The 21,523-nt window shown below is 56.0% G+C and carries 16 protein-coding genes and 1 pseudogene; 9 read left to right on the forward strand and 8 right to left on the reverse strand.

The annotated features are described in order from the left end of the window. Positions 1 to 250 precede the first annotated feature (250 nt). Complete coding sequence (locus tag PQU98_RS05400) at positions 251 to 4,036, reverse strand: SIR2 family protein (RefSeq protein ID WP_272743872.1); 3,786 nt, start codon at positions 4,034 to 4,036, stop codon at positions 251 to 253. Positions 4,037 to 4,174: 138 nt separating this feature from the next. Beyond that, positions 4,175 to 5,275, reverse strand: coding sequence for a DUF4238 domain-containing protein (locus PQU98_RS05405; protein WP_272743873.1), 1,101 nt, complete (start codon positions 5,273 to 5,275; stop codon positions 4,175 to 4,177). Between the two features lie 528 nt (positions 5,276 to 5,803). On the opposite strand from PQU98_RS05405, the pseudogene traG reads away from it, so the two are divergent. The 3 genes and pseudogenes from traG to PQU98_RS05420 all read left to right on the forward strand — a co-directional run. Continuing rightward, positions 5,804 to 7,084 (forward strand): annotated as a pseudogene (gene traG, locus PQU98_RS05410) (IncP-type conjugal transfer protein TraG); the annotation flags it as partial. 88 nt (positions 7,085 to 7,172) lie between these two features. Beyond that, positions 7,173 to 7,364 (forward strand): hypothetical protein, encoded by a 192-nt coding sequence (locus PQU98_RS05415; RefSeq protein ID WP_272743874.1) that lies wholly within the window; start codon positions 7,173 to 7,175, stop codon positions 7,362 to 7,364. 62 nt (positions 7,365 to 7,426) lie between these two features. Then, entirely contained in the window at positions 7,427 to 8,584 is a 1,158-nt protein-coding gene (locus PQU98_RS05420; RefSeq protein ID WP_272744490.1) for an NAD-dependent succinate-semialdehyde dehydrogenase, read from the forward strand. A 65-nt stretch (positions 8,585 to 8,649) separates the two neighbouring features. On the opposite strand, the gene PQU98_RS05425 is transcribed toward PQU98_RS05420, so the two are convergent. From PQU98_RS05425 to PQU98_RS05440, 4 genes are all read right to left on the reverse strand, one after another. Continuing rightward, a complete protein-coding gene (locus PQU98_RS05425) occupies positions 8,650 to 11,874 on the reverse strand; it encodes an error-prone DNA polymerase (protein WP_272743875.1) in 3,225 nt (1,074 codons plus the stop codon). Continuing rightward, positions 11,874 to 13,397: a DUF6504 family protein gene (locus tag PQU98_RS05430; protein ID WP_272743876.1), complete on the reverse strand. Its 1,524-nt coding sequence runs from the start codon at positions 13,395 to 13,397 to the stop codon at positions 11,874 to 11,876. The genes PQU98_RS05425 and PQU98_RS05430 overlap by 1 nt, the downstream gene beginning before the upstream one ends. Beyond that, complete coding sequence (locus PQU98_RS05435; protein ID WP_272743877.1) at positions 13,312 to 14,070, reverse strand: ImuA family protein; 759 nt, start codon at positions 14,068 to 14,070, stop codon at positions 13,312 to 13,314. The genes PQU98_RS05430 and PQU98_RS05435 overlap by 86 nt, the downstream gene beginning before the upstream one ends. A gap of 416 nt (positions 14,071 to 14,486) precedes the next feature. After that, positions 14,487 to 14,666 carry a hypothetical protein gene (locus PQU98_RS05440; protein WP_272743878.1) on the reverse strand — a complete coding sequence of 60 codons (180 nt, stop codon included), beginning with the start codon at positions 14,664 to 14,666 and terminating at the stop codon, positions 14,487 to 14,489. Between the two features lie 274 nt (positions 14,667 to 14,940). On the opposite strand from PQU98_RS05440, the gene PQU98_RS05445 reads away from it, so the two are divergent. The 6 genes from PQU98_RS05445 (at position 14,941) to PQU98_RS05470 (ending at position 17,462) form a co-directional block, all read left to right on the forward strand. Continuing rightward, the gene (locus PQU98_RS05445; protein WP_272743879.1) at positions 14,941 to 15,642 is read left to right on the forward strand and encodes an SOS response-associated peptidase; all 702 of its coding nucleotides are present in this window, start codon (positions 14,941 to 14,943) and stop codon (positions 15,640 to 15,642) included. Between the two features lie 8 nt (positions 15,643 to 15,650). Continuing rightward, positions 15,651 to 15,896 (forward strand): hypothetical protein, encoded by a 246-nt coding sequence (locus PQU98_RS05450; protein ID WP_272743880.1) that lies wholly within the window; start codon positions 15,651 to 15,653, stop codon positions 15,894 to 15,896. Between the two features lie 136 nt (positions 15,897 to 16,032). Further along, positions 16,033 to 16,308, forward strand: a complete 276-nt coding sequence (locus PQU98_RS05455; RefSeq protein ID WP_272743881.1) for an HU family DNA-binding protein — start codon at positions 16,033 to 16,035, stop codon at positions 16,306 to 16,308. A gap of 41 nt (positions 16,309 to 16,349) precedes the next feature. Continuing rightward, positions 16,350 to 16,775 carry a Ros/MucR family transcriptional regulator gene (locus PQU98_RS05460; RefSeq protein WP_272743882.1) on the forward strand — a complete coding sequence of 142 codons (426 nt, stop codon included), beginning with the start codon at positions 16,350 to 16,352 and terminating at the stop codon, positions 16,773 to 16,775. A 220-nt stretch (positions 16,776 to 16,995) separates the two neighbouring features. Then, the gene (locus PQU98_RS05465; protein ID WP_272743883.1) at positions 16,996 to 17,235 is read left to right on the forward strand and encodes a hypothetical protein; all 240 of its coding nucleotides are present in this window, start codon (positions 16,996 to 16,998) and stop codon (positions 17,233 to 17,235) included. A gap of 50 nt (positions 17,236 to 17,285) precedes the next feature. Further along, positions 17,286 to 17,462: a hypothetical protein gene (locus tag PQU98_RS05470; protein WP_272743884.1), complete on the forward strand. Its 177-nt coding sequence runs from the start codon at positions 17,286 to 17,288 to the stop codon at positions 17,460 to 17,462. A gap of 71 nt (positions 17,463 to 17,533) precedes the next feature. On the opposite strand, the gene PQU98_RS05475 is transcribed toward PQU98_RS05470, so the two are convergent. Together PQU98_RS05475 and PQU98_RS05480 are read right to left on the reverse strand one after the other, a co-directional pair. Continuing rightward, entirely contained in the window at positions 17,534 to 17,890 is a 357-nt protein-coding gene (locus PQU98_RS05475; RefSeq protein WP_272743885.1) for a hypothetical protein, read from the reverse strand. Positions 17,891 to 18,328: 438 nt separating this feature from the next. Then, entirely contained in the window at positions 18,329 to 21,430 is a 3,102-nt protein-coding gene (locus PQU98_RS05480; RefSeq protein ID WP_272743886.1) for a glycoside hydrolase family 2 protein, read from the reverse strand. Between the last annotated feature and the right edge of the window lie 93 nt (positions 21,431 to 21,523).

Here is a 21,523-nt window from a genome sequence, read left to right on the forward strand (position 1 = left end):
TAAAGCGGACGGACGGCTGACACTGGGTGCGCCAGGCAACGGCTCGCCACGAAATGATGACGCTGCAGCTTTGATGATTAGAGGTCTATTTGAAACCAAGATTGCATTTATAGGCCGGAGAGCGACGCGTACTCACTCTCCACGTACCGAAGTACAATGCAATTTGTGCGGCCCAGGATACACGCTATTGCCGCTGGGCGCCGATCTTCGTCGACGCTGGGCACAATTCCGCATCATCTTTCACCTTCGTTCACCCCACCCTTCGGTGCCGTAGTTCAGAAAATCGCCCATCGTCCCGCACCGCTGGATCTTCCTCTAAGATGGCAAAAACATCATCGATATCGTAGGGCCATTCTGCAGAGTCTTCGCCCAAGGTCGCCCACAGTAGATCCAACATCGCGCTTGGATAACGACGAGCGGGGTACTTCGAATCACTTTTTTCCTGGGCGATCCCGTATATTCGGGCACGGCTTGCAGGCACTACGGTACGGCAGACCAGTGAAACGATCGAGGGAAACAGGTCTCCACTATCCATGGCCAATTCGATCAGATCATTAGCCACTCGTTGCGTTTTGACACTTCGTTGCTTAGGCCACACCTCAGTCAGGAAGGAAATCAGGCGGTGATGCCAGGATGATCCAGGGTCTTTTGACCAGTGCCGTAGATTCCAGAGCACCTGAGACCTCAGGTCATCTCCGCAAACTATGAGAAACTCACGCATTTCCTCGTTGGTAACGAGACGCTCGGGTTCAATCTCATCCGGCGCCCCGCCCCATCCGGCCAAAACCATACCAGCATAATTTTGACTAAAGCTCGATCGTTCATCGTACCGTGCGCTGCGTTCGAGCAGCCCAGCCTTGAGCATGAGGTAAAGGTCTTTACTCGGAACCACGGCCGCCCAAAGCAGCCCTTCCCAAAATGCGTCCCCGTCATTGCCACTATCAGACGCGAGCGGCGCAATGGTTGACCGCGTCCATACCGGGTCTACGTAATCCAGCCATTTGATCTGACGCGATATCATGACGATAGCTTGGCTACGCATTACACCCGGCAAAGACAGCAAGTCATCAAACCGCTGCTTCATTCCCAACGTTAGACCGTCGCCTTGGCCGATTTCCCCAAGTCCTCGTTCCGCCTGACAAACTTTTGCAAGTTCCCCGACCGCCGCATTTATAGCGGAGTCAGCCCAACTCCTGTCGACCTTATGATCGTCTTGGGGTTCCATGCTCCATAGGGCCGCTATGAGCTGTTCCCAGAGTTGCGGCAAAAACTCTTGCCCCTCGTTGAAAAAGTAACCCGCATTGTTAGCGAACCACGTCGCTGCAGGATGCGATATTTCGGCAAGAGCAAGTGCGGGAAGCCTGATCAACCGGCCAGCCACCACAGACTTCATACGCGGGCTGTCCTGAACACGGGCATTATTATAGAGGAAATCAGCCCACTCACGAGGCGCGCCCCGACCCGACTTGGCTTCGATAGATAGCGCCTTCAGCGCTCTTTTCGGCTTCGACTCGACGAGTCCGTGAAACGGCGCCCTACGGACCTGGCTCCAAAAATCGAAATGCCCGGCACGCCGTGCCTCTTCAACAATTTCTTTGATGCGGACCGTCAGGAGTGAGCCCGGATCATTATCCTCCCCTATAGACACCACCCGCATCACGTTGGTTTCCGCTACATCGCGCGCATCATCCTTCCAGTCGGGCGCCAACTGCCTAAGTCCATTGACCACTTCTTCGTAGTCGAAACTGAGATCGACACCGTTCTTCGATAGCCAGTTTAGTCGTTGCAAGCGATAGTATGCTTCGGCACTTTCCACCCCGCCGGACACCGACTCTGGCCACATCTGCGAGCTATGCAGGATCTTGTTCTCAATTGCCTCCCTAGCTACGGCATCTAGGTCCTGCCATCTCTGCCGAAGAGCAAACAAAAGTTCTCTCGTGTGGCTCTCTGACCAAAATGCTTCATCGGACAGGGCAAGAATGATGTCTGCGGCCTCCGTTGAAGTGGTCGCCTTTACCTGTCCCGCAGCCCAAATCCTCAGGCGCGCGTAGATTTGATTATCCTGCACCGGCCATAGAGCGATCTCTCTTTTGGCGGAGGCCGCATCGGCATCAAACCACTCATCCACAATGTGGAGATAGTTTGTGACCAAGCCCGTCAGGTCCCCTAGATCCTGGCCGAATCCGACCTCACCTTGGTCGCCCACGAGAGTTCGAAAATACAGACGCTCGTTCCCTCGAACCTCGGCTTCCATGGAAATCGCCAGATCGATATTCGATCGGAATTGGGCTGTTGCGTATGGCAACATTTCGGGGGGGAAGGAGGTGCGGCGATGAGAATGGGGGTAATCGACATCTAACTTCAACAACTGATCAGTCGGGCCGCCACCCTCCCACTCAAGCGGGTGAACAAGGCCGTAAGATTTCTGGACCGTGAACTTGGGCCGATGTGTCAGGGCAATCGATCGGACGGCCGAAGGCGACCACCCCTCTGCCTTCACCTGTGACAGTACAAGGTGCTGCAGACTATCCGGATCCTTTCGTTCGTCAGCCCACGCTGTTAGCAACCAGCGCCAGGCCCGACGAATTTCCGTAGGAAAGAGGTCATTTGCCTGCCTCATCCGCCATTCGAGCTGATCTCTGATCTTGGGATGCAGCGCGGTCTGTTGTACCGCCCACCAGACAGCCACCGGATCGTGCGCTACCTGAACAAACCACTGACCCAGCTGAAAAAGACGTATTGGCAGTTCGCTGAGGATCGGTTTCTCGCTGCGCAAAGCGCCGAACGGGGCTCCGCCGACGTCAGCACTGCTGGGGATAAGAACGTCGACCGCTTGCCCCGGAACCTTTCGCCTGTCGTAAGGATTGGCGACATCATTGATCATGGGCGATGGATCGGTATCGACAGAGAGGTGGTGGAACGGATCGAACCACGTCGCTTGGTCTTTCACGTAACTTCGATCCGAGGGGTCCAGATACCGCTGGTGAGAATCCAAAACCAATAGCCACCGGGCATCCAGTTGTGGGCCGGCCCTCGCAATCCGGGTCGCCCCTTCGGTAGTCGCTGCCAAACTTAGTATTTGACCTCGGACATGCGCACCCGCAGCGGACGGCCCAACCGAGGCCATTTCAAATAACTTCGCATACCACGCGTCGAGGTCACGGGCGCGAACAGACCATGCGGCGAGAGTGCTCCACAACGAGGCAAAATCACCTTCCGGAAAGGGAATTGCTGTGACGCCCTTGCGCTCCCACAGCGCACTCGCTTCTGTATGATCTCCCTCCTGAAACGCGAACATGCGTCTCGGGCTCTTTGCATCGAGATTGAGGGCCTCCAACAAGTATTGCACTGGCGGGTCATCGGCCGTGTAGCCCACGAAAACAATGTAATAGCGTTGGAGGAGAGACTGGATAAATTTTGTTGCCCAGCCGTCGGCCAAGTAGGCTCGACCGAAGTCGGCGCTTGAGACGACAAACTCTTCGTCATCCGGCGATGCATAGTCCAGCGTCACCTTTCCATGAAGGTGGATAATTCCCTGAAATTCTTTGTCGTTTCTCGGATCGGGAAGGTGCGGTGGTCCCTTCGCGACCAACGTCGCGTCGCACGCTTCAAACAGCAGGTCAAAGTTTGTGGTTACAAGCCTTGTAACGCCACTCCGGTTTCGCGCCAGATTAAGAATTACCTTGTGAGCGGTCAGGTCACAGCCTTCCGCCGGTCTAATCGCGGCAGCTACGGCTTCACGTACGTCACAAACTTCAAACTCACGCTCGAGAAGTCCGAATACGCGGTCTGCCGCAATCAACCCACCGACTCCCGTCAGCCGACCGGTCTCTCTGGCTTTCTGAAGCAACTGCCGGGCGGGGCTCCGTCTGCCGGCACCTAGAATGTCTATGACTTGCTCTGCCAGCTTGAAGAAGTCAGGCAGACCCGCATTGGCTCGGGAGACGCCTGCACCGCAAAAGAATATCACTTCTCCCTTGTCACGCGCCGTCAGAAGCTCTTCGGGTATATCTGGTCCGTCCGGGATAAATCTCATGGTTCTGTCCCCCCCCCTAATTTCAACGTTTCCGCAAAATCTTCGACGTCGCACTGCAGGTTCGAATTGACCCGGTTGAAATAGCTCGCCACGACTCGTGGCATACCCTCGATATGCATTTGCATGTCTGCGCGTTAATCACGCTTTTTCAAGCCAGTATCCGTCTCCAGTTACAAAACCCTCGTCGACACACCAACGACGCGTGTATCCTGCAAATGTGCCATTTGTCGCCACTTGACCTCCGATTCGCCGTTTGAGGAAACTCGGCCATCCTGATGGGATAGGATGTTGTGTACTAACATGAACTAACGCTTCCTCGCCTTGCTTGATTTCGTCTTTTAGAACGACGTCATATCGTTTACCCTTGTCGTCTTGATGTCGAAGAACAGAGTGAACGATTTTCATCGGTTCTAGCAGACGTCGGTGACCAACCCTTTCGAACAAGTCCGCGATCTCCTCCCCCGTATGGCTCCCCCTGAAGTAAATGTTGGAAGCGCAATGCAGAACTTGATGCTCATTCAATTTTCGGACGTCGTCGCTTTTTTCCACATCTACCCAGCCGCCAGAGTTTGCAATCGAGTAAACGTCACCGTCGTACAAGACACAATAAATCTGGGGCGATAGAGGGAGCATCAATTTGGTCCCTGCACGGCCGACGCCGAGAGATCGATTTCTCGTCCGTACATCGTTTTGATGCCAGCGATTGGCTAGAATCGCCGGATTATCAGAGGTCACAAACTCGAGTTTACTTTGGTTGCGCAAGAGACAGACTTTGAGGTCATCTACGATCTTCATTCGGTCGCCGAACTCCAGCATTGCGGACTGGATACACTCATCGAGAACCTCCCTGAAGGCCGGCACCTCGATGTCAAACGCTGGAACATTTGTCATGGCTAGTACGTTCTTTGCGAACGCTTTTGCTCTGGCCTCAGTCCTCAGATACTGTAACAGCATGAACCGCCGCAGCACCAAAGACTGGGCGCCCGTGATTGGCCCGTTTGGGTGTAATAACGTAGGGAGAATTTTGGCGTACCCATTCTCTACTGTATTTATAGCGCTTTCCAAATGGGGCGTTTTTCCGTAGAAATAGTCACTTGAACACTGACTTTTCACAGGCGCGTCGATTACAACCCGACGGCGCGCCAGATTGAATAAGTTAATCGCTAAGCCATCTCCATCCTTTGAAAATGGTTTTAGATGGCACCGCGGCACGAAGTGCTGGTTTTTATTAAACGGCATTTGCTCGATCCCTACCCGCCAAAAGGTCACCGAAAACCCCGCAGTTCCCACGACGTTTGTTCACGATTTTGAATTTCAACGCCAAGTATATAGTAAATAATCAGATTCGGGGCACCGCAAAGGTGTCGCCCAGTGCAACCAGACGTACTGTAGGGGAATCCGTGACTTCGCCTTTGATATCAGAATGCCTAGTGGAATATGACAACTCTTATGACCGCTTAGCTCGACTTGTCCAGAAGCTGGAAGCTGAGCTTAAGGCTAACTCCATTCCAGCACGGGTTACCCCGCAGGACGACATCGGGGTTATCCTCATGGCCAACTTTAGAGCAACATGGCAATGTCCGCTTTTTCGTTCGCATCAAAGGAGCAGATGTCTCTTTAGGGCCAAGTCCGGCCGCAACATCTATCATTTTAGAGTCTAAACCGGCATTCTCCCCCGGTAGCCACATATATTGCGCTCCGGTCCGCTCCCATCTTGAGCGGTCCAGCTAGCATGCCAAACTGAGAGTAAACTATGGAGTTACGCTCATGGCATCAACGCGCATTCTGTGGGGGCAGATCATGCTGTGCCTGTCTGTAACGCTCGCGGCGGTTTGGGGCTCGAGCCAGTGGACAGCTTGGCAATTGGGCTTTCAGGACGGACTTGGGGCGCCCTGGTTCAGGATTGATGGGTGGCCGGTCTACTATCCATTCCATTTTTTCTTGTGGTGGTTCGCCTTTGACGCCTACGCCCCTGATGTGTTTCACAGGGGTGGCCTGATGGCCGCGTCAGGCGGTCTGCTTTCATTTCTTTGTGCGGTCATGTTGTCAGTTTGGCGGGCGCGTGAGGCACGGATTGCCGAAACCTACGGATCTGCACGGTGGGCGCTGATGCCAGCGATACGAGCCGGAGGCCTTTTGAGTGACGAGGGTGTCGTTTTGGGTAGGGTCGGACAAAGTTACCTTCGTCATAATGGACCTGAACACCTCCTATGTTTTGCCCCCACCCGATCAGGTAAAGGGGTTGGCCTCGTAGTCCCAACACTGCTGACCTGGCCAGGCAGCGCCATAATTCACGATATCAAAGGCGAAAACTGGCAGCTGACCGCCGGGTTTCGGGCAAGGTTCGGCCGTGTCATCCTTTTTGATCCGACGAATGCCGCCTCACTCCCCTACAATCCCCTGCTTGAAGTGCGCCGCGGCATATTCGAAGTAAGGGATGTCCAGAACATCGCCGATGTCCTCGTAGACCCGGAAGGCTCACTCGAGAAGCGCAACCATTGGGAAAAGACCAGCCACGGACTACTCGTCGGTGCCATACTCCATGTCCTTTACGCAGAGAAGGACAAGACCCTGGCCGGTGTCGCACGGTTCCTATCAGACCCAGAGAGAAACCTCGCATCTACGCTTCAGGCTATGATGACGACGCCTCATCTCGGCGCAGACGGCGTGCATCCCGTCGTCGCCTCGGCCGCCCGTGAGTTGCTGAATAAATCAGCCAATGAAAGATCTGGCGTCCTATCGACCGCCATGTCATTCCTTGGGCTGTACAGAGATCCCATCATCGCGGAGGTCACCTCTAAGAGCTGCTGGCGTATTCATGACCTGATTGCCAACCGCCACCCAACCAGTCTTTACCTTGTGGTGCCCCCGTCGGATATTTCACGTACAAAACCCCTGATACGCCTGATCCTCAATCAGGTCGGACGACGCCTGACCGAGGACATGCAAAAGTCCAAACGTCATAAGCTGCTACTCATGCTGGATGAGTTTCCGGCCCTGGGACGTCTGGATTTTTTTGAATCAGCGCTGGCGTTCATGGCCGGCTATCCAAAACGATGATTGGAGCTGGTTGCCACTTCCCGATATGAGCCAGGCTCCCGCAAGTGGCGATCAGGCAGGGGATGCCCCCAATAGCTTGGATATCCACCCGACATTGGACATCGAGGTGCAAGAAGCCCGCACTGGCGCGGCGTCGGCACCCTTTGACGTGCAGAAGGTTCTCGACGAGTTAGATGCCCAAATGCAGCGCGTGCGGGCACTGCAAGGCGTTCAAGCGCGGGTGGCAAGACAGGCTAGCATGGATCCTGATGACGGCGTGGAGATGTAATCCATGAGAAAACAACAGCTCACAATCTATCTTGATCAGGAAACCGCAAAAGCCTTAAGCCCCTGTCTGAAGCTCGCGGCGAAATCGCCTACTCAGCGTCATTTTTTTCATGGTTTGCTGAAGAGGGCAAACGTGCATATGGAGAGATCATTCCGGCGACAAGTCCTGATAAACGAATAATGGTGAGCAAGCGGCCCGTCGGTGTCGCCGCCGCGATTACGCCCTGGAACTTCCCATCGGCGATGATTGCTCGAAAGGTCGCCCCAGCATTGGCCGCGGGCTGTTCCATCGTCGTAAAACCGTCTGAACTTACGCCCTTTTCGGCACTGGCACTGGCTAAGCTCGCCTTGGAGGTCGGCATTCCAGGCGGCATTTTCAATGTGGTCACCGGCCATGCCAAAACTATCGGTCCGATCCTGACCGGACACCCGGATATTGGGAAGTTTAGTTTCACGGGGTCTACCGCCATTGGAAAGCTGCTCACGGCCCAATGCGCGTCAACTATGAAACGGGTCTCAATGGAATTGGGTGGGAATGCGCCACTGTTAGTATTTGACGACGCAGATCTAGACGCGGCCGTTGAAGGCACTATCGTCTCAAAATTTAGGAACAGTGGTCAAACATGTGTCTGTGCAAATCGTATCCTCGTGCAGGATGGAATTTACGATAGATTTGCTGAAGCGCTCGCTCTTCGAGTTTCAGAACTTTTGGTTGGCAATGGGCTAGATGGCGAAACCCACCAAGGACCGTTGATTAATCAGACATCAAAAGCGAAAGTACTCGAGCATATTCAGGACGCGGTCGACAAGGGCGGCGTGATTTTAACAGGTGGCAGTCCTCATCCAACCGGCGAGTTATTTGTAACACCTACGATTATTACGGGTGCAAATGATACAATGCGCATCGCGCACGAAGAGACTTTCGGCCCCGTGGCCGCCCTATTCAGGTTTAAGTCCGAGCGTGAAGCGTTGGCAATGGCGAATGCCACGCGTTCAGGGTTAGCAGCCTATGCATTTACGCGGGATCTTGACCGGTTTTGGCGCGTATCAGAAGGGCTGCATGCGGGCATGATAGGTATCAATACCGGCCTCATATCAAGCGAAGTGGCCCCATTCGGCGGCGTAAAGGAGTCGGGGTTAGGTCGCGAAGGCTCTCATTTTGGGCTCGATGAATACATGGAGTTAAAAATGGTGTGCGTCGGAACATCAATGAGCTCATAGTTGAAGTTACTTCGGCCGGGTTAGAGACCATCGCTTTGTAACACCAACGGTAGCTTTTTAGTTCATCAGCGGAAGTCCCTACTTTTCACCAAAGCCGTCCCCGGAGGCGACTCGGTGAAAAGCGCATCAATAAGCACGCTACTATGTTGTGCTTCATCACCGGGGTGACGGGGCATCGACAAGGGCAAGTCACGTCCGCCTATGTCAGCAAGCATCGGCGACAGGTCGGCGACTGAGCGGGCAATTAGGTGGACGATTTCCCCTTCCCTCTGGATCTGACCTGTAATCAGGATAAGGCTTGAGCCAAAGACTTCGCGTTTATAGAGTTCTGCGGTCTTTTCCCAAATAACGACGTTAGAAATACCGGTCTCGTCTTCCATAGTCAGAAAGATGACGCCATTGGCCGATCCCGGCCTTTGCCGGACCGTGACCATGCCGGCGACCTGAACGTAACGCATATCTTTGGAAGCCATGGCCTCGTCACAGGTCACATAGCCCTTCGCCTGAAGGTCCGATCGCAAAAAGGTCATTGGGTGTGCCCCGCGACTGAACCCAACCTGATTATAATCCTCAACCACATTGGCACCATCCGTCATTCGGCGGAACGTGATCTCAGCCGGGTTAATCTCGGATTCACTGCGGCCGGTGTCATCAAGAAGACCGTCAAAAAGCGGCAGGACATCGCTGCCCAATGACCGAATGGCATGGAGCGCATCCGGTCGGGATAGTTTGAACGCCGCCTCAAAGGCATCCGCACGCGCCAGTTTACGCAAGGTCGGCACAGACGTTTTCGCCCGCCGCCATAGGTCCGGGATAGATTTATAAGCCTGCTCACCACGTGCCAGGATAAGGTCAGCCACATCCTTGCTTTTGATACCGTTGATTAGTCGAAAGCCTAAACGAACCGCCATACGTCCAAGGCGCCCCGTCGGCTCCAGCGTACAGTCCCAGCGCGAGGCATTCGGGCAGAACCAGCGCACCTCAACGCCGTGAGCCTTGGCGTCGCGGATAAGCTGTGCCGGTGCATAAAACCCCATCGGCTGGCTATTAAGGATAGCCGCCAGAAACACATCGGGATGATGGCATTTCAGCCAACAGGACGCTTCGGTGATAATCGCAAAGCTGAAGGCATGGCTTTCCGGAAATCCGTAGCTGCCAAACCCTTCAAGTTGTTTGACAAGGCTTAAGGCAAACTCTTGCGTATAGCCGTTTTTTGTCATGCCATCGATAATGTCCTGCGACAGAGCCCCGATCCCTCCGGTTTTTTTGAAGGTAGCCTGGGCCCTGCGCATCAGGTCAGCCTGTCCGGGTGTGAAACCGGCGCAAACGATGACCACCCGCATCGCCTGTTCCTGAAACAACGGTACGCCCAGCGTTTTCCCTAAAATGGCCTCCAGTTCCTGGGTCGGGTAGGTCACCGCTTCAAGCCCCTCCTTTCGCCGTAAAAACGGGTGCACCATATCCCCCTGAATGGGCCCCGGCCTGACGATTGCCACCTGTACGACCAGATCATAAAATGTCCGGGGTTTCGTCCGAGGCAGCATGGCCATCTGCGCACGGGATTCGATCTGGAATACGCCAACCGTATCGGCGCGGCGGATCATGGCGTAGGTTTTAGGGTCTTCAGGCGGGATAGAGGCCATATCTACATACCGGTCTTTGGCCTCAGCCAGCAGATCGAAACCACGCTTGAGCGCCGACAGCATCCCTAACGCCAGACAATCGACCTTCATGATTTTCAAAACATCGATATCGTCCTTATCCCATTCAACCACTTGCCGATCTTTCATGGCGGCCGGCTCGATCGGCACCAGCTCATCAAGGCGGTCATGAGTCAGGACGAACCCGCCCGGATGCTGGCTGAGTTGGCGCGGCATATCGAGCAGCAATAGATGTAGCTCAAACGCCAGTCGCAGGCGACGATCCGCCATATTGAGATTAAGCTCCCTGGCCATGGCGGGGTCGAAGCCAGACGAATGCCAATGGCGGATCTGCGAGGCCAGGGTCTTAATGGTGTCTTCAGGAAACCCAAGGACCTTGAGCGTATCGCGCAAAGCCCTGCGGGTGCGAAACCGGGTGACGACGGCCGTAAGCGCCGCATGGTTGCGTCCATAGGTATTAAACACCCATTGCAGTACCTCCTCGCGTCGGTCGTGTTCAAAGTCGACATCAATATCCGGCGGTTCTTTGCGCTCCGCCGAAATAAACCGTTCAAACAGGAGTTCATTCCGACTGGGGTCGACGGAGGTAATACCGAGGACGTAACAAACACAGGAATTGGCGGCACTGCCTCGGCCCTGACACAAAATATCGCGGCTACGAGCAAACTGGACAATGGCATTCACCGTCAGAAAGTAAGGGGCATAATCCAGGCTATCGATCAGTGCCAGTTCGTGCTTGAGCAGCGCTATGACGGTGTTAGGCACCCCTTCCGGATATCGCCATTTAGCGCCTTCCCAACTCAGGCGCTTCAAGGCCTCAATGGCTGATAGTCCTGGCAGAAGACGCTCCTCAGGATATTGGTATTCCAGCTCAGTCAATGAAAACCGGCACCGGTCCGCGATATCGGCTGTCCGGCACAGGGCTTCAGGGTAATCGGCAAACAGCCGCTGCATTTCCTCGGGTGATTTGAGAAAGCGGTCGGCATATCGGTTTCGCAGGTCGCCCATGGCGTCAATCGTGCAGCGATGACGGATGCAGGTGACGACGTCATGAAGTTGGGCGCGCTCGTGAATGTGATAAAGCACGTCATTGGTGACAACCGTTGGCACACGGCAGGTTTGGGCCAGGTTTGACAGATCGTGCAGGCGTAAGTGATCATTCTGACGCCGACGCAAGGTCAGGGCCATGTAGGCACGATCCGCAAACAGTGTTTTGAACTTGCGCAGACGCTCGCCTAGGATCTCACAGGCCTGATCGGGAATATAGATGGCCAGCAAACTTTCATGAAAGTCCTCCAAATCGGCCCAGTCGAGATCGCATTTGCCCTTACCGGCTCTGGTCTTGCCCAGAGTTAGCAGCCGACACAGGTTTGCCCAGCCTGCGCGGTCCATAGGATAGACCAGGAGTGACTGGCCATCCCTCAGATCAAGCCTGCACCCGGCAATAAGCCGCACCCCCGTCTCGCGGGCCGCCACATGGGCGCGCACCATACCGGCGACGCTATTGCGGTCGGCTATGGCCAACGCCTCCATGCCCAACGCCTTGGCGCGAGCAAACAGATCATCCGGCGCGCTGCATCCCTGCAAAAAAGAAAAATAGGAGGCACATTCAAACTCGACATAGGCCATCAGTCGAACTTCCCATGCAGGAACCAGTTTAATCCCCCCGTTTCCGGATGCTGGCCATCCCCGGATCTGAACACCCAGAACCGTTGTCCGCCCTCGACCTCAAGAATGAAGTAGTCGCGCACCTTGCCCAGTTCCGTATCGCTGCGCCACCATTCGCCTAATACCCGTTCCGGCCCATCTGCGCAGGCCACCCGGTAGCGCTGACCACGCCAGGAAAACGCTTTGGGCGGATGATCAGGTAAGGCCGCCAGGGTCTGAATAGCTTCGGGCTTTCGGTAAAGCCGCTGCGGCCGACGGTAACCGGCATTGCGGCGCGACCCCATTTCGCTTGCGCTCGGCGGCACGCGCTTGACCGCGCGTTCAGGGATATCCGTGGCCACGGAGACCGCGCGATATAGGCAGTCGGGTCCATAGCGATTGGCAAGGATATCCCACAGGTCGTCGACATCAGGCTTAGCCGGCTGCGACCACGACGCCTCCACCTGTTTGGCATCTAGTCGTTCTGTTAGGGCTGCAACCAACCTCATCCGGTCAACCCCGAAACCCGGATTAACGGTTTCGATCTTATCGCACAACAGTCGGCCTAGACGCTTAGGATCGCGCACCGGCTTGGCCGTAGCGGCCATGATCGTCTCAATGTGATTGTCGACCCGGACAAAATGCAGATCGAGGCGGCGAACCCCCAGGCCTTTCTCGTCCAGGCGATTACAGATCATATCGGTCAGGCGGCGTGTGTATTTCTCAAGTGTCTCGGGTGCGCCAATCGGTTCGGCAAAGACCCGCTCAACCTGGATCAGTTCGGGCGATGCCACGGGTTCAATCGGCTCGCTCAAACGCCCAAATGCCTGATCGATGCGTTTGAATAACTTTGGCCCGAAGCTTTTGGTCAGAGGCGGTCGCGGCTTCCCGGCCAGTTCGCCTATGGTATCCAGTCCCAGCAGGTGCAGATCGGGCAGCATGTCAGGTGGCAAACGCAAGGCTTCAACGGGTAGCCGTAGCAGGGCTTCAGCTGAATGTCCGGCCTCGACAATCAAACGCGCCTGACGCCCAAACCGAGCTAGGGCATGGGCGGCACCCCAGCTATCGCTAAGCGCCACATGGGCCGTAATCCCCAGATCAGCCAAGCGTGTAATGAGATCGGCGACCAGGCCGGCCTCCCCGCCATAGAGGTGCGCCGCGCCGGTTATGTCGAGCACAAGTCCATCCGGCGGATCTACCGCCACAATGGGCGAATAAAGCCGCAAAGCCCAGATGGCGAGCTTTTCGAGGGCGTCCGCATCACGGACGGGATCGGCATCAAGGATGGTGAGGTTGCCAAACAAGCTTTCGGCCTTGGCCACGGGCATGCCGATGCGGACGCCGATCTTCACACCCAAATCATCGACAGCCATGACGATGCGACGTGACCCGATCGCCCCTTTCAACACGAGGGGCGTATCAGCCGACGGCGCGGTATTGCCCATCGCCCGTCGCATCCGATCCGTGGCCCAGAACGGCAGGTATACCGATATGACCCGTTTCATCGCACGCCTCTACTTCAAAATCTGCGGTTTCTCCGCCGCGGCACCGCATAAGTTCCAATTGCCACCGGGCACGCCCGACACCGCGCACGGGCATCGGCGCTGAGTTGATTTCTGTCACACGCCATCTTGTGAACGCTGCGGTAGGTTGACCAAAATCGCGGGCATCGACCGGACGTCGCCAGCGCCGAACGGCAAGAGCAAGCGTGCCTGTCAATTCGGCGGCCATTTGCAGTCGCTGAGATGCCACGCGCGACAGACCGGCCAACTCCCCCACAACGACAGACAGACCGCCGTGCCTGAGCGCCTCTTCAAAACACCCTAGGATCGAAGCTTCGTCACGGGCTTCAAAAAACACAACCCGATCTTCAGTCAGTCCCGACGTTGCCAAGGCTGGCGCGAACAGATCCGCCTGAGTATAGCACCACAGAACCCTTCCCCCGGCTCTTGCGGCAATCCCGGCGCAAAATGACGCGGCGGCGGCTCCATCTATCGCTCCATCGGCGCCACCGGCCACTTCATGAAGCGCCCCAAGGGCCAGACCGCCTTTTGGAAGCCGGCGATCGATTTCGGGCACACCGAAGGGCAAGATCGTGCGGGTTCTGGCACCAAGATTTTCGATCCCCTCGATCCGCTCACGTAGTTCTGTAATGACGGTAGGGTTGACGGCGGGCATGACATAAAAGCTCCCTTCTGGCACTGTTATGGATAAAAATGCGGCCGATAACCGGCCATTTCGTTCTACATTTGTTCCACAATGAAATCAGAGTCAACTCCCCCCCACCTGCCAGAATCCTGACTGTGCGGTGTCGGTTTGCCGCTAAAGGAATTTTTTCCTCAAAGTCTCCAAGACCTTGAGGTCGAATTATTGATGAACTTTTTTGAGAAGGTGTTTAGGGCTGAGGGTGCACCCGATCACAACCGGACCACGCCATGTAACCTAAGTTGACACGCGCCTGACATTCACCTCTTGAACTGTGATGCAGCGCACCCTAGATTAAAAGCGTTCGGCGCTTCGGCGCTGATTGCCCTTCCTGGGCGTTTCCTCCCTGTAGACTTTAGCCGCGCCGCAATGCGCGGCTTTTTTTTGGCTTACAACCAGACCGTATTGATGGCTTCCTCCAACTCAGGCGGTGGCGGCGCCACCCCCTTGCGCCTTCTGGATTTGGGGTTTCCAGTCGCACCCCCTACCGTCACCGCGCCCGCGAATCCTGGCGGCGACAATTGGTCAAACCCAGCCATGTCGTCCGGTGTGTTTGGTTCTGATAGCATCAAAGCATCCTTCTTTTGCACATGCTAAGAAGGCCGAGATAAAACAGCCATTCGGTTGTTATGGTAAAATAACATCCCCTACTCGCGGATGGCTTTGGATTTCGTTGTAGTTGCAACGTCCGCTTTGGAGTTTACGTTCAATGAACTATAGCCACGGCCTCTGAGCGCGGCGGCAAGGTCTGATTTCTCATGCACGGACATGACAAGGCCAGAGAAACGCTTGGCAAAACCTATATTATAGGATTGCGTGTCCTGATCACGTCAGGAGCTGACTATGTGCAATCTCTATGCAATGACGAGCAATCAGAAAGCCATTATGGCTCTGACCAAGGCGATGCAAAGCCAGATTGGTAACTTGCCCGTATTTGAGGCAATATTTGCCAATGGTTTTGGACCTATTGTCCGCAACACCGTGCGCGGCCGGGAGCTGGCCATGGCGCGTTGGGGCATGCCCTCACCCGCCTTTGCCCTCCAAGGCAAAAACTACGACCGCGGCATTACCAATGTTCGCACTACGACGTCCCCTCATTGGCGCAAATGGTTAGGCGTTGAACACAGATGCCTGGTGCCCTTCACCTCTTTCTGCGAACCCAATCAAGCGGATGGATCCAAGGTCAATACCTGGTTTGCGTTTGATGACAGTCGCCCACTAGCATTTTTTGCGGGCATATGGGTGCCAGCCTGGTCGTCTGTGCGCAAGGTCACGGACGGTCCCACGACCGATGATCTGTACGCCTTTTTGACGACCGAACCAAATGCCGAGGTTGGGGCGGTCCATTCAAAAGCGATGCCCGTTATCCTCACCCGTGACGATGATATCGAAGCCTGGATGACGCAGCCCGTGGCCGACGCTCTCACCCTGCAGCGCCCCCTACCGGATGCCGCGCTCAAAATTGTCCTAACCGGCCCGAAAAAGGACGATCCAGATGCGGTTCTGATGACAGAGGCCTTGCCTCCCCAGATTGAACTATTCTAAAGACACGCATGCAATTAACGCCGGAACAGATCACCCTCATCAAAGACTATACCCAACTCGCGGTTTACGGCCATGGGCAGTCGGAGGCCCTAACCTCAGATACCCTTGAGACCCTTCCCGCCATTATGATGATGCTGGCGCGTGGTAACATGACGGCTTTTGACGTCATGAAGGATCGCCTGGACAGTTACGCCGGCAAAGCCCATGCCGCGCTCAATCCGGACACTGAAGACCGGGACCCGACCTTTCTTTGATATTGAAGGTGATTTGGCTCAGCGAAATCGAATTTCGCGGTCTTCGATCCCCATAATGCAGCACACTTGACGATATCTTGTGAAGTTTAGCTATTCATCTCAATCTTTCACCATTCCACTGACCATAAGGCCCCTCATGAACACGTCAGATCTGATCGATAAAGTCGCCGCCGACCATGGGCTGACGAAAGCCGCCGCTAAATCGATTGTCGATGGTATCTTAAAAGCCATCACGGAAGCCGCCGTCCTGGGTGAAGACATTAATCTACCAGGGTTTGGTAAGTTCAAAGTTCAGGAACGTGGCGCCCGCGCAGGCCGCAACCCGTCGACCGGCGCAACCGTTCAAATCGCGGCGTCAAAAAAACTGGCCTTCCTGCCCAGTAAAACCGTGAAGGACCGCCTAAACGCCTAATCTTTTTGCAGTTTTAAAGACATATATTTCGAGGGCATAATATGGACGAAGAGAAAACAGTCACAGGCATGGTCGTCGATATCGTGTCGGCTTTTGTCGTTAAGAATTCACTGCCGGCTGCCGAACTTCCAGCGCTGATCCTCAGTGTCCATGGGACACTTGAGCAATTAGGGAAAGTTGACGTTGCCGTTCCGGATATTAAAACTCCGACGGTATCGATTAAAAAGTCCATCGGTACAGATTACCTAATTTGTCTGGAAGATGGTCGTCAGTTCAAGTCCCTTAAACGCCACCTGTCGACCAAATACGGCCTGACCCCAGATGCATATCGCGCCAAATGGGGACTGCCCAAAGACTATCCCATGGTCGCCCCCACCTATGCGGCGTCTCGCTCAGCGCTTGCCAAGCAAATGGGCCTGGGCGCCGCTGGCCGTAAACCTGCGACGCCAAAAGGTAGGAAAGCGTAGCATCAGCGCAAAGCACAGGTTAGGCCGGTACAGGTGTCATTGCGCCGATACCGTGAGCATCTAGACTAGTTTAGCGCACACCATCCGAAGTGTGAGGCGCTCCCCAATCACGATGGTTCTATTACCGCTTACAGGTGTGACACTCTCACCCTCAAACGGCATTGTCCCCTTATGGCTATAGTCTCAATCTGATGGCCATGCCAAACTCAGGGAGACGGACATGTCAGTATTGAAGGACGGCGACCGGATTGAGCACGCAGACAAAGGATTGGGCACTGTGACATCTAACCCAGGCTCGGACGACGTGGTCGTCATCTCAAAACACGATGAGGCGGAAACATTTGATGTCGCCGACGTATATGTCATCTGGGATGACGACCGCTTCCCCGTTTACAAAGTGCCTGTTTCAGAATTGACGCCTGTACCCGACGCTGCGGCGGCAACAACTATGGGCATCTAAAGCCTTATCGCCACGACAGTTACCAAAAATGGTATGCAAATAAGTACCCAATGATTGAGACACTTGCCCACGCCTTCAAGCTTAGGTTCTTTGCGGAAATCCTGGATGAGTGTGCGCGCCTTAAAGAACGAGATGGCGCTCGTCCCGATGAGGTGGCCGAAGATAAACAGCGTGCAGCCAAGCTACGGCGGCAAGCTTTTAAAATTGAGGAAACCGGCCACATGTAAATCGTGCGAGAGGTTTGCGTCATACGGCTTATCGACGTTTTGGCAATCACCCTCGGCGTCTCGCCAGATCCTTATGACGAAATCGCATCGCCTAAAGACGACTTCAGCCCCTCCATGGCCTCGACGAACGAAAGCTTGCTACCCAAATCAGGCACATCGAAATATATGCCCTCGAATTCAGGCGAAGTGTCGTCAAGGAGCCAGTTCAATGTCGAAGCATCAAGCGCCAGCTGACGGCGATCCGCATCCGTCATCGCGCGCGTGTCCCAAGCGACCAGAAGAGTGTCAACCCGCCTGCGAACAGCTGTGAGTGTCCCCAGCACGCACGCCCTTCCCTTTAGGATCGGCGTCGGCAATGCCTCCATGACCGCGACAATAGCGGTCAGGCGCCGCAAATACAGTTGCGTCCCTTCAGGGTTCAGGCTCATATCTCAACTCCATATTTCGTCTGACTTCGCCTAAGCCGACTCGCTTCTGTCGTACAGAATTGGACATCAGACATATTGGCAAGCCACATACATAGAGCGCAGACCTCCCAAACGGTCTCAATTCAGTCACAGATGACGAAGCGCCGCACCATGCTTGCCATCGGCTCCCAATGCCAATGCCACCTTTTCATAAGGCGCCTGCCCCTTACCCCGCACGAAACGGCGGCTAAGCTTGAAAGCCGATCCTCACATATAGATGCGGCACGATCATCCAACCATCTGGCGACAAGAACTCTTCCCGATGATCTTTTTGCGCGGCTCGATCTATGAAGCTCGACGAAGTCGTCGCGTATCGCCCAACGGTTACAGAAATGAGTCGCTGCCATCATGCAGAGGCAATGACCTTAGCGTGCGCCTCGTCCTGCAATTTGATCTCGTTCAGAACGAAAAGATGAGACGACCGCTGTAGCTGCCCTTCGCAATGGACGGCTGCCCCTGCGGCCCAGTCAGGTCGGCGGCCTGGAACTTGGCCCCCATGGCCGGGATAGCGTTCATGAAACCGATATCAGTGTTGGGGAACTCCACCGTCGTCGTCGGGAAATCCTCCGGCCTTTTGCCGATCTGCACGTAGGGCACGCCCGAACTGGTGATCTTCAGACTATCTTTGCCTCTGGTCAGCTTGATCCAGCGCGGATCGGCGAAATATCCTGCCGTTTCCGGGCGCAAACCCTTGCCGGTGTGCGCGGCGATGTCCCACACGCCCAGCACCGGCCCACGCAGGCGGTTCTGCCAAACCGGCGTTGGACCGCGCAGGAGGCCGCGCACCGTCGTGATCTCCCCCAGCGGCTTATCGAAACCGACGCCGTGATAGAGCATCGGCCCGCTGAGGCTATACCCGTATTCGAGGGCCAGCGTCCCATCTTCGCGCAGCGTCCAGCGCACCTTGTCGAGGCCGCCCGCATTCAGGGCTTCCAGCCAGGCGACAGGCTTGCCGGTCTGGGCATCTTTACCCGTACCGGTGGTGATCGTCACACTTTTACTTTGCGGCAAGGCATATCGAGGCGCCTCATAGCCGAGCTTGACCGAGACCACCTTCGGCGTCTGGCGCACCCCGGCGAGATTGGAAATGCGGATGGCTTTCACCGGTTGCGGCGCGAAACTGTAGGTCAGGCCGTCACGCGGCAAAACGCGTCCGCCTTCATAGACCAGTTTCCAGTTGTTGCCGTCCGGCGAGACTTCCAGTCTGAAGCTGGCCCAGCCATCGGCTTCAACCGTACCCAAATCGATGGTCGCCGTATTGGCCATGGCGGGCATATCAAAGCTATAGACGCCGTTACCGGCGTCGGTGGGCACGGTCCAGACCGGTTCGGACTTATCCTTCGGCCGCGCCAGCACCAGACGCGGGCCGTTCGACAGAGATTGCGTCTTACCTTTCTGGCTGAAGCTGGTCAGCAAACCCGTCGCCGGATCGAACGACGTCCACACCTTGCCCGCCACCAGCCGGATCGCGCCATCTTCTCGCTCGACCTTGGGTGTGCCCGCGCGACTGCCGGCCACATCGGCGTCTTTCGTCATTGTCGGCCAGACCCAGGTTAGGAGCGTCTCGTCACCCTTGACCGCCGTCAGGCGCAAAGCGTCCGCGGTTTGCCAGTTATTGACCCGCGGCACCAACAGATCGCCCGCGTGATGCGGCGCGACGGCGGGACCGGCCAGCGTACCACTCGCCAACACCTTTGCCTGCGTTGTTTTGGCGTTCGACCCGGCGAAGCGTACCCACGCCCATTTAAATTTGACATCTGACAACGACGTGAAATCGTAGCCGTTGCGCACCTTCAGCGCGCCGGTAAAACCGGAATCAAGCACGGGCGCTTCGATCTGAACCGGAGACCAGATGTCGCGGATGGTGTCGACGCTCGGCTCCTTTTCGTGGTGAGGCCCGACAATGCCGTCCGGCCCGTAGGCGGCGTAAGAGTCGATGCGGCCGTTCCGATCCGTGCGCACCAGACCTTCGTCGGCCAGCACCCACAGGAAGCCGCCCGCGCCGTTTGTCGACGCCGTCATGGCCTTCCAGTAATCGTCGAGGCTTGACCCGTGGCCGCCATCATAAAGACCGTGTAAAAATTCGGTAGGCAGGACCAGCATCTTGCCCGATAGGCGCGTCATGAGGTCGGGATAGCGCGGATAGTGCTTGGTATCGATGCCACCGAATTGCGCCCAAGGGTGGATAACGGGCCGCGCTTGAGGATCGTAGAGCGCGAAATCGCCGTCGAGTTCGCTATTCCAGCCCCCTTCATTGCCATTGGCCCAGATCAGGATTGAAGGATGATTGACATCGCGCTCGACCAGTGAGCGCACCAGCTTGCGGCCGTTTTCCGTATCATGCGCCTTCTGCCAGCCCGAGAGTTCATTGATGATGTATAGCCCAAGCTCGTCGGCGGCCTCAAGGATCGCCTTGTCCGGCGCGTAGTGGGCTACGCGCAGGGCGTTCATGTTCATCGACTTGATAAGACGCGCATCGTCATAGGCCTGTTCGCGGGTGATCGCCCGACCGGTTTCGGGACGGAATGTATGGCGGACGACCCCCTTCATCATGACGCGCTGACCGTTTACGTAGAGGCCGTCGCCTTCGCGGATCTCAAAGGTCCGAAAGCCAAAGCGTTCGCGCACCGTATGGATGGCCGTTTCGCCTGAATAGAGCGTTACATCGAGGTAATAGAGGTTGGGTGTCTCAGCCGACCACAGGGCGGGGTTATCAATGTGCCCGCTCAGACGGACTTTGCCCGCGCCGCCCGCCGGAAGGGCGACCTCAAACGGGGCGCCAAAGGGCTTGCCGTCACGAGACACGACTTGACCGACCACTCTCGTTACGGTCTTGGGTGCACGTAGAGCCACATCAGCGACGATATCTCCGTCAGCCTGACCGTCCAGCGCCACATGCGCAATGGCTTCCGCCGGCGTCGCCTCCAGCCACACCGGGCGATAAATCCCCCCAAAGGCCCAATAGTCGCCGTGGCGCTCGGCGATGTCGGTCGCAAGGTTGGCTGAGGCCTCGTTGACCTCGACTTCAAGCGTATTAGCCTCACCGACCGTGACGAATTTGGTGATATCGTAGCTAAAGCGGTTGAAGCCGCCCTTATGCACCGCCCCGATCACCGTGCCATTGACCATAACCAGCGTGTCGGTCATCACGCCGTCGAACACGATGCGGACGTTTTTATCTTTCCAGTCAGCTGGCAGGGTAAAGCTGCGCTTATAGGTGCCCGTGTCAGCAGCGCGCGGCCCCTTGTCATAGCCGTATTGATAATGACCAAATCCCTGTGTCTGCCAGTTGGACGGCACGGCGATCTTCGCCGCCTCGCCCGCCCTCATCCCGCCATTGACCGTAAAATCCCATGGTACGGCGTCATCAGGCCCGGTGCCTGATAGCATCAGCGTCTGCGTCTTGGCAGGTTCGGCCTGTGTGGCTGCCGCAATGGGCAAAGGGGCGAAGGTCAGAGCCGCGCATACGAAAACCAGGCTTACGCCCCGTGCTTGTTTCACTTCGCCGCTCCGCTGTCAGATTTATGTTTATACCGCGACCCTATTGACACCGGTTGCCTTTCGTCAAGGCCGCGCAAACAATTTCAAGCACAA

It is taken from the genome of Asticcacaulis machinosus, from assembly GCF_028550435.1.
GTDB classification, from domain to species: domain Bacteria; phylum Pseudomonadota; class Alphaproteobacteria; order Caulobacterales; family Caulobacteraceae; genus Asticcacaulis; species Asticcacaulis machinosus.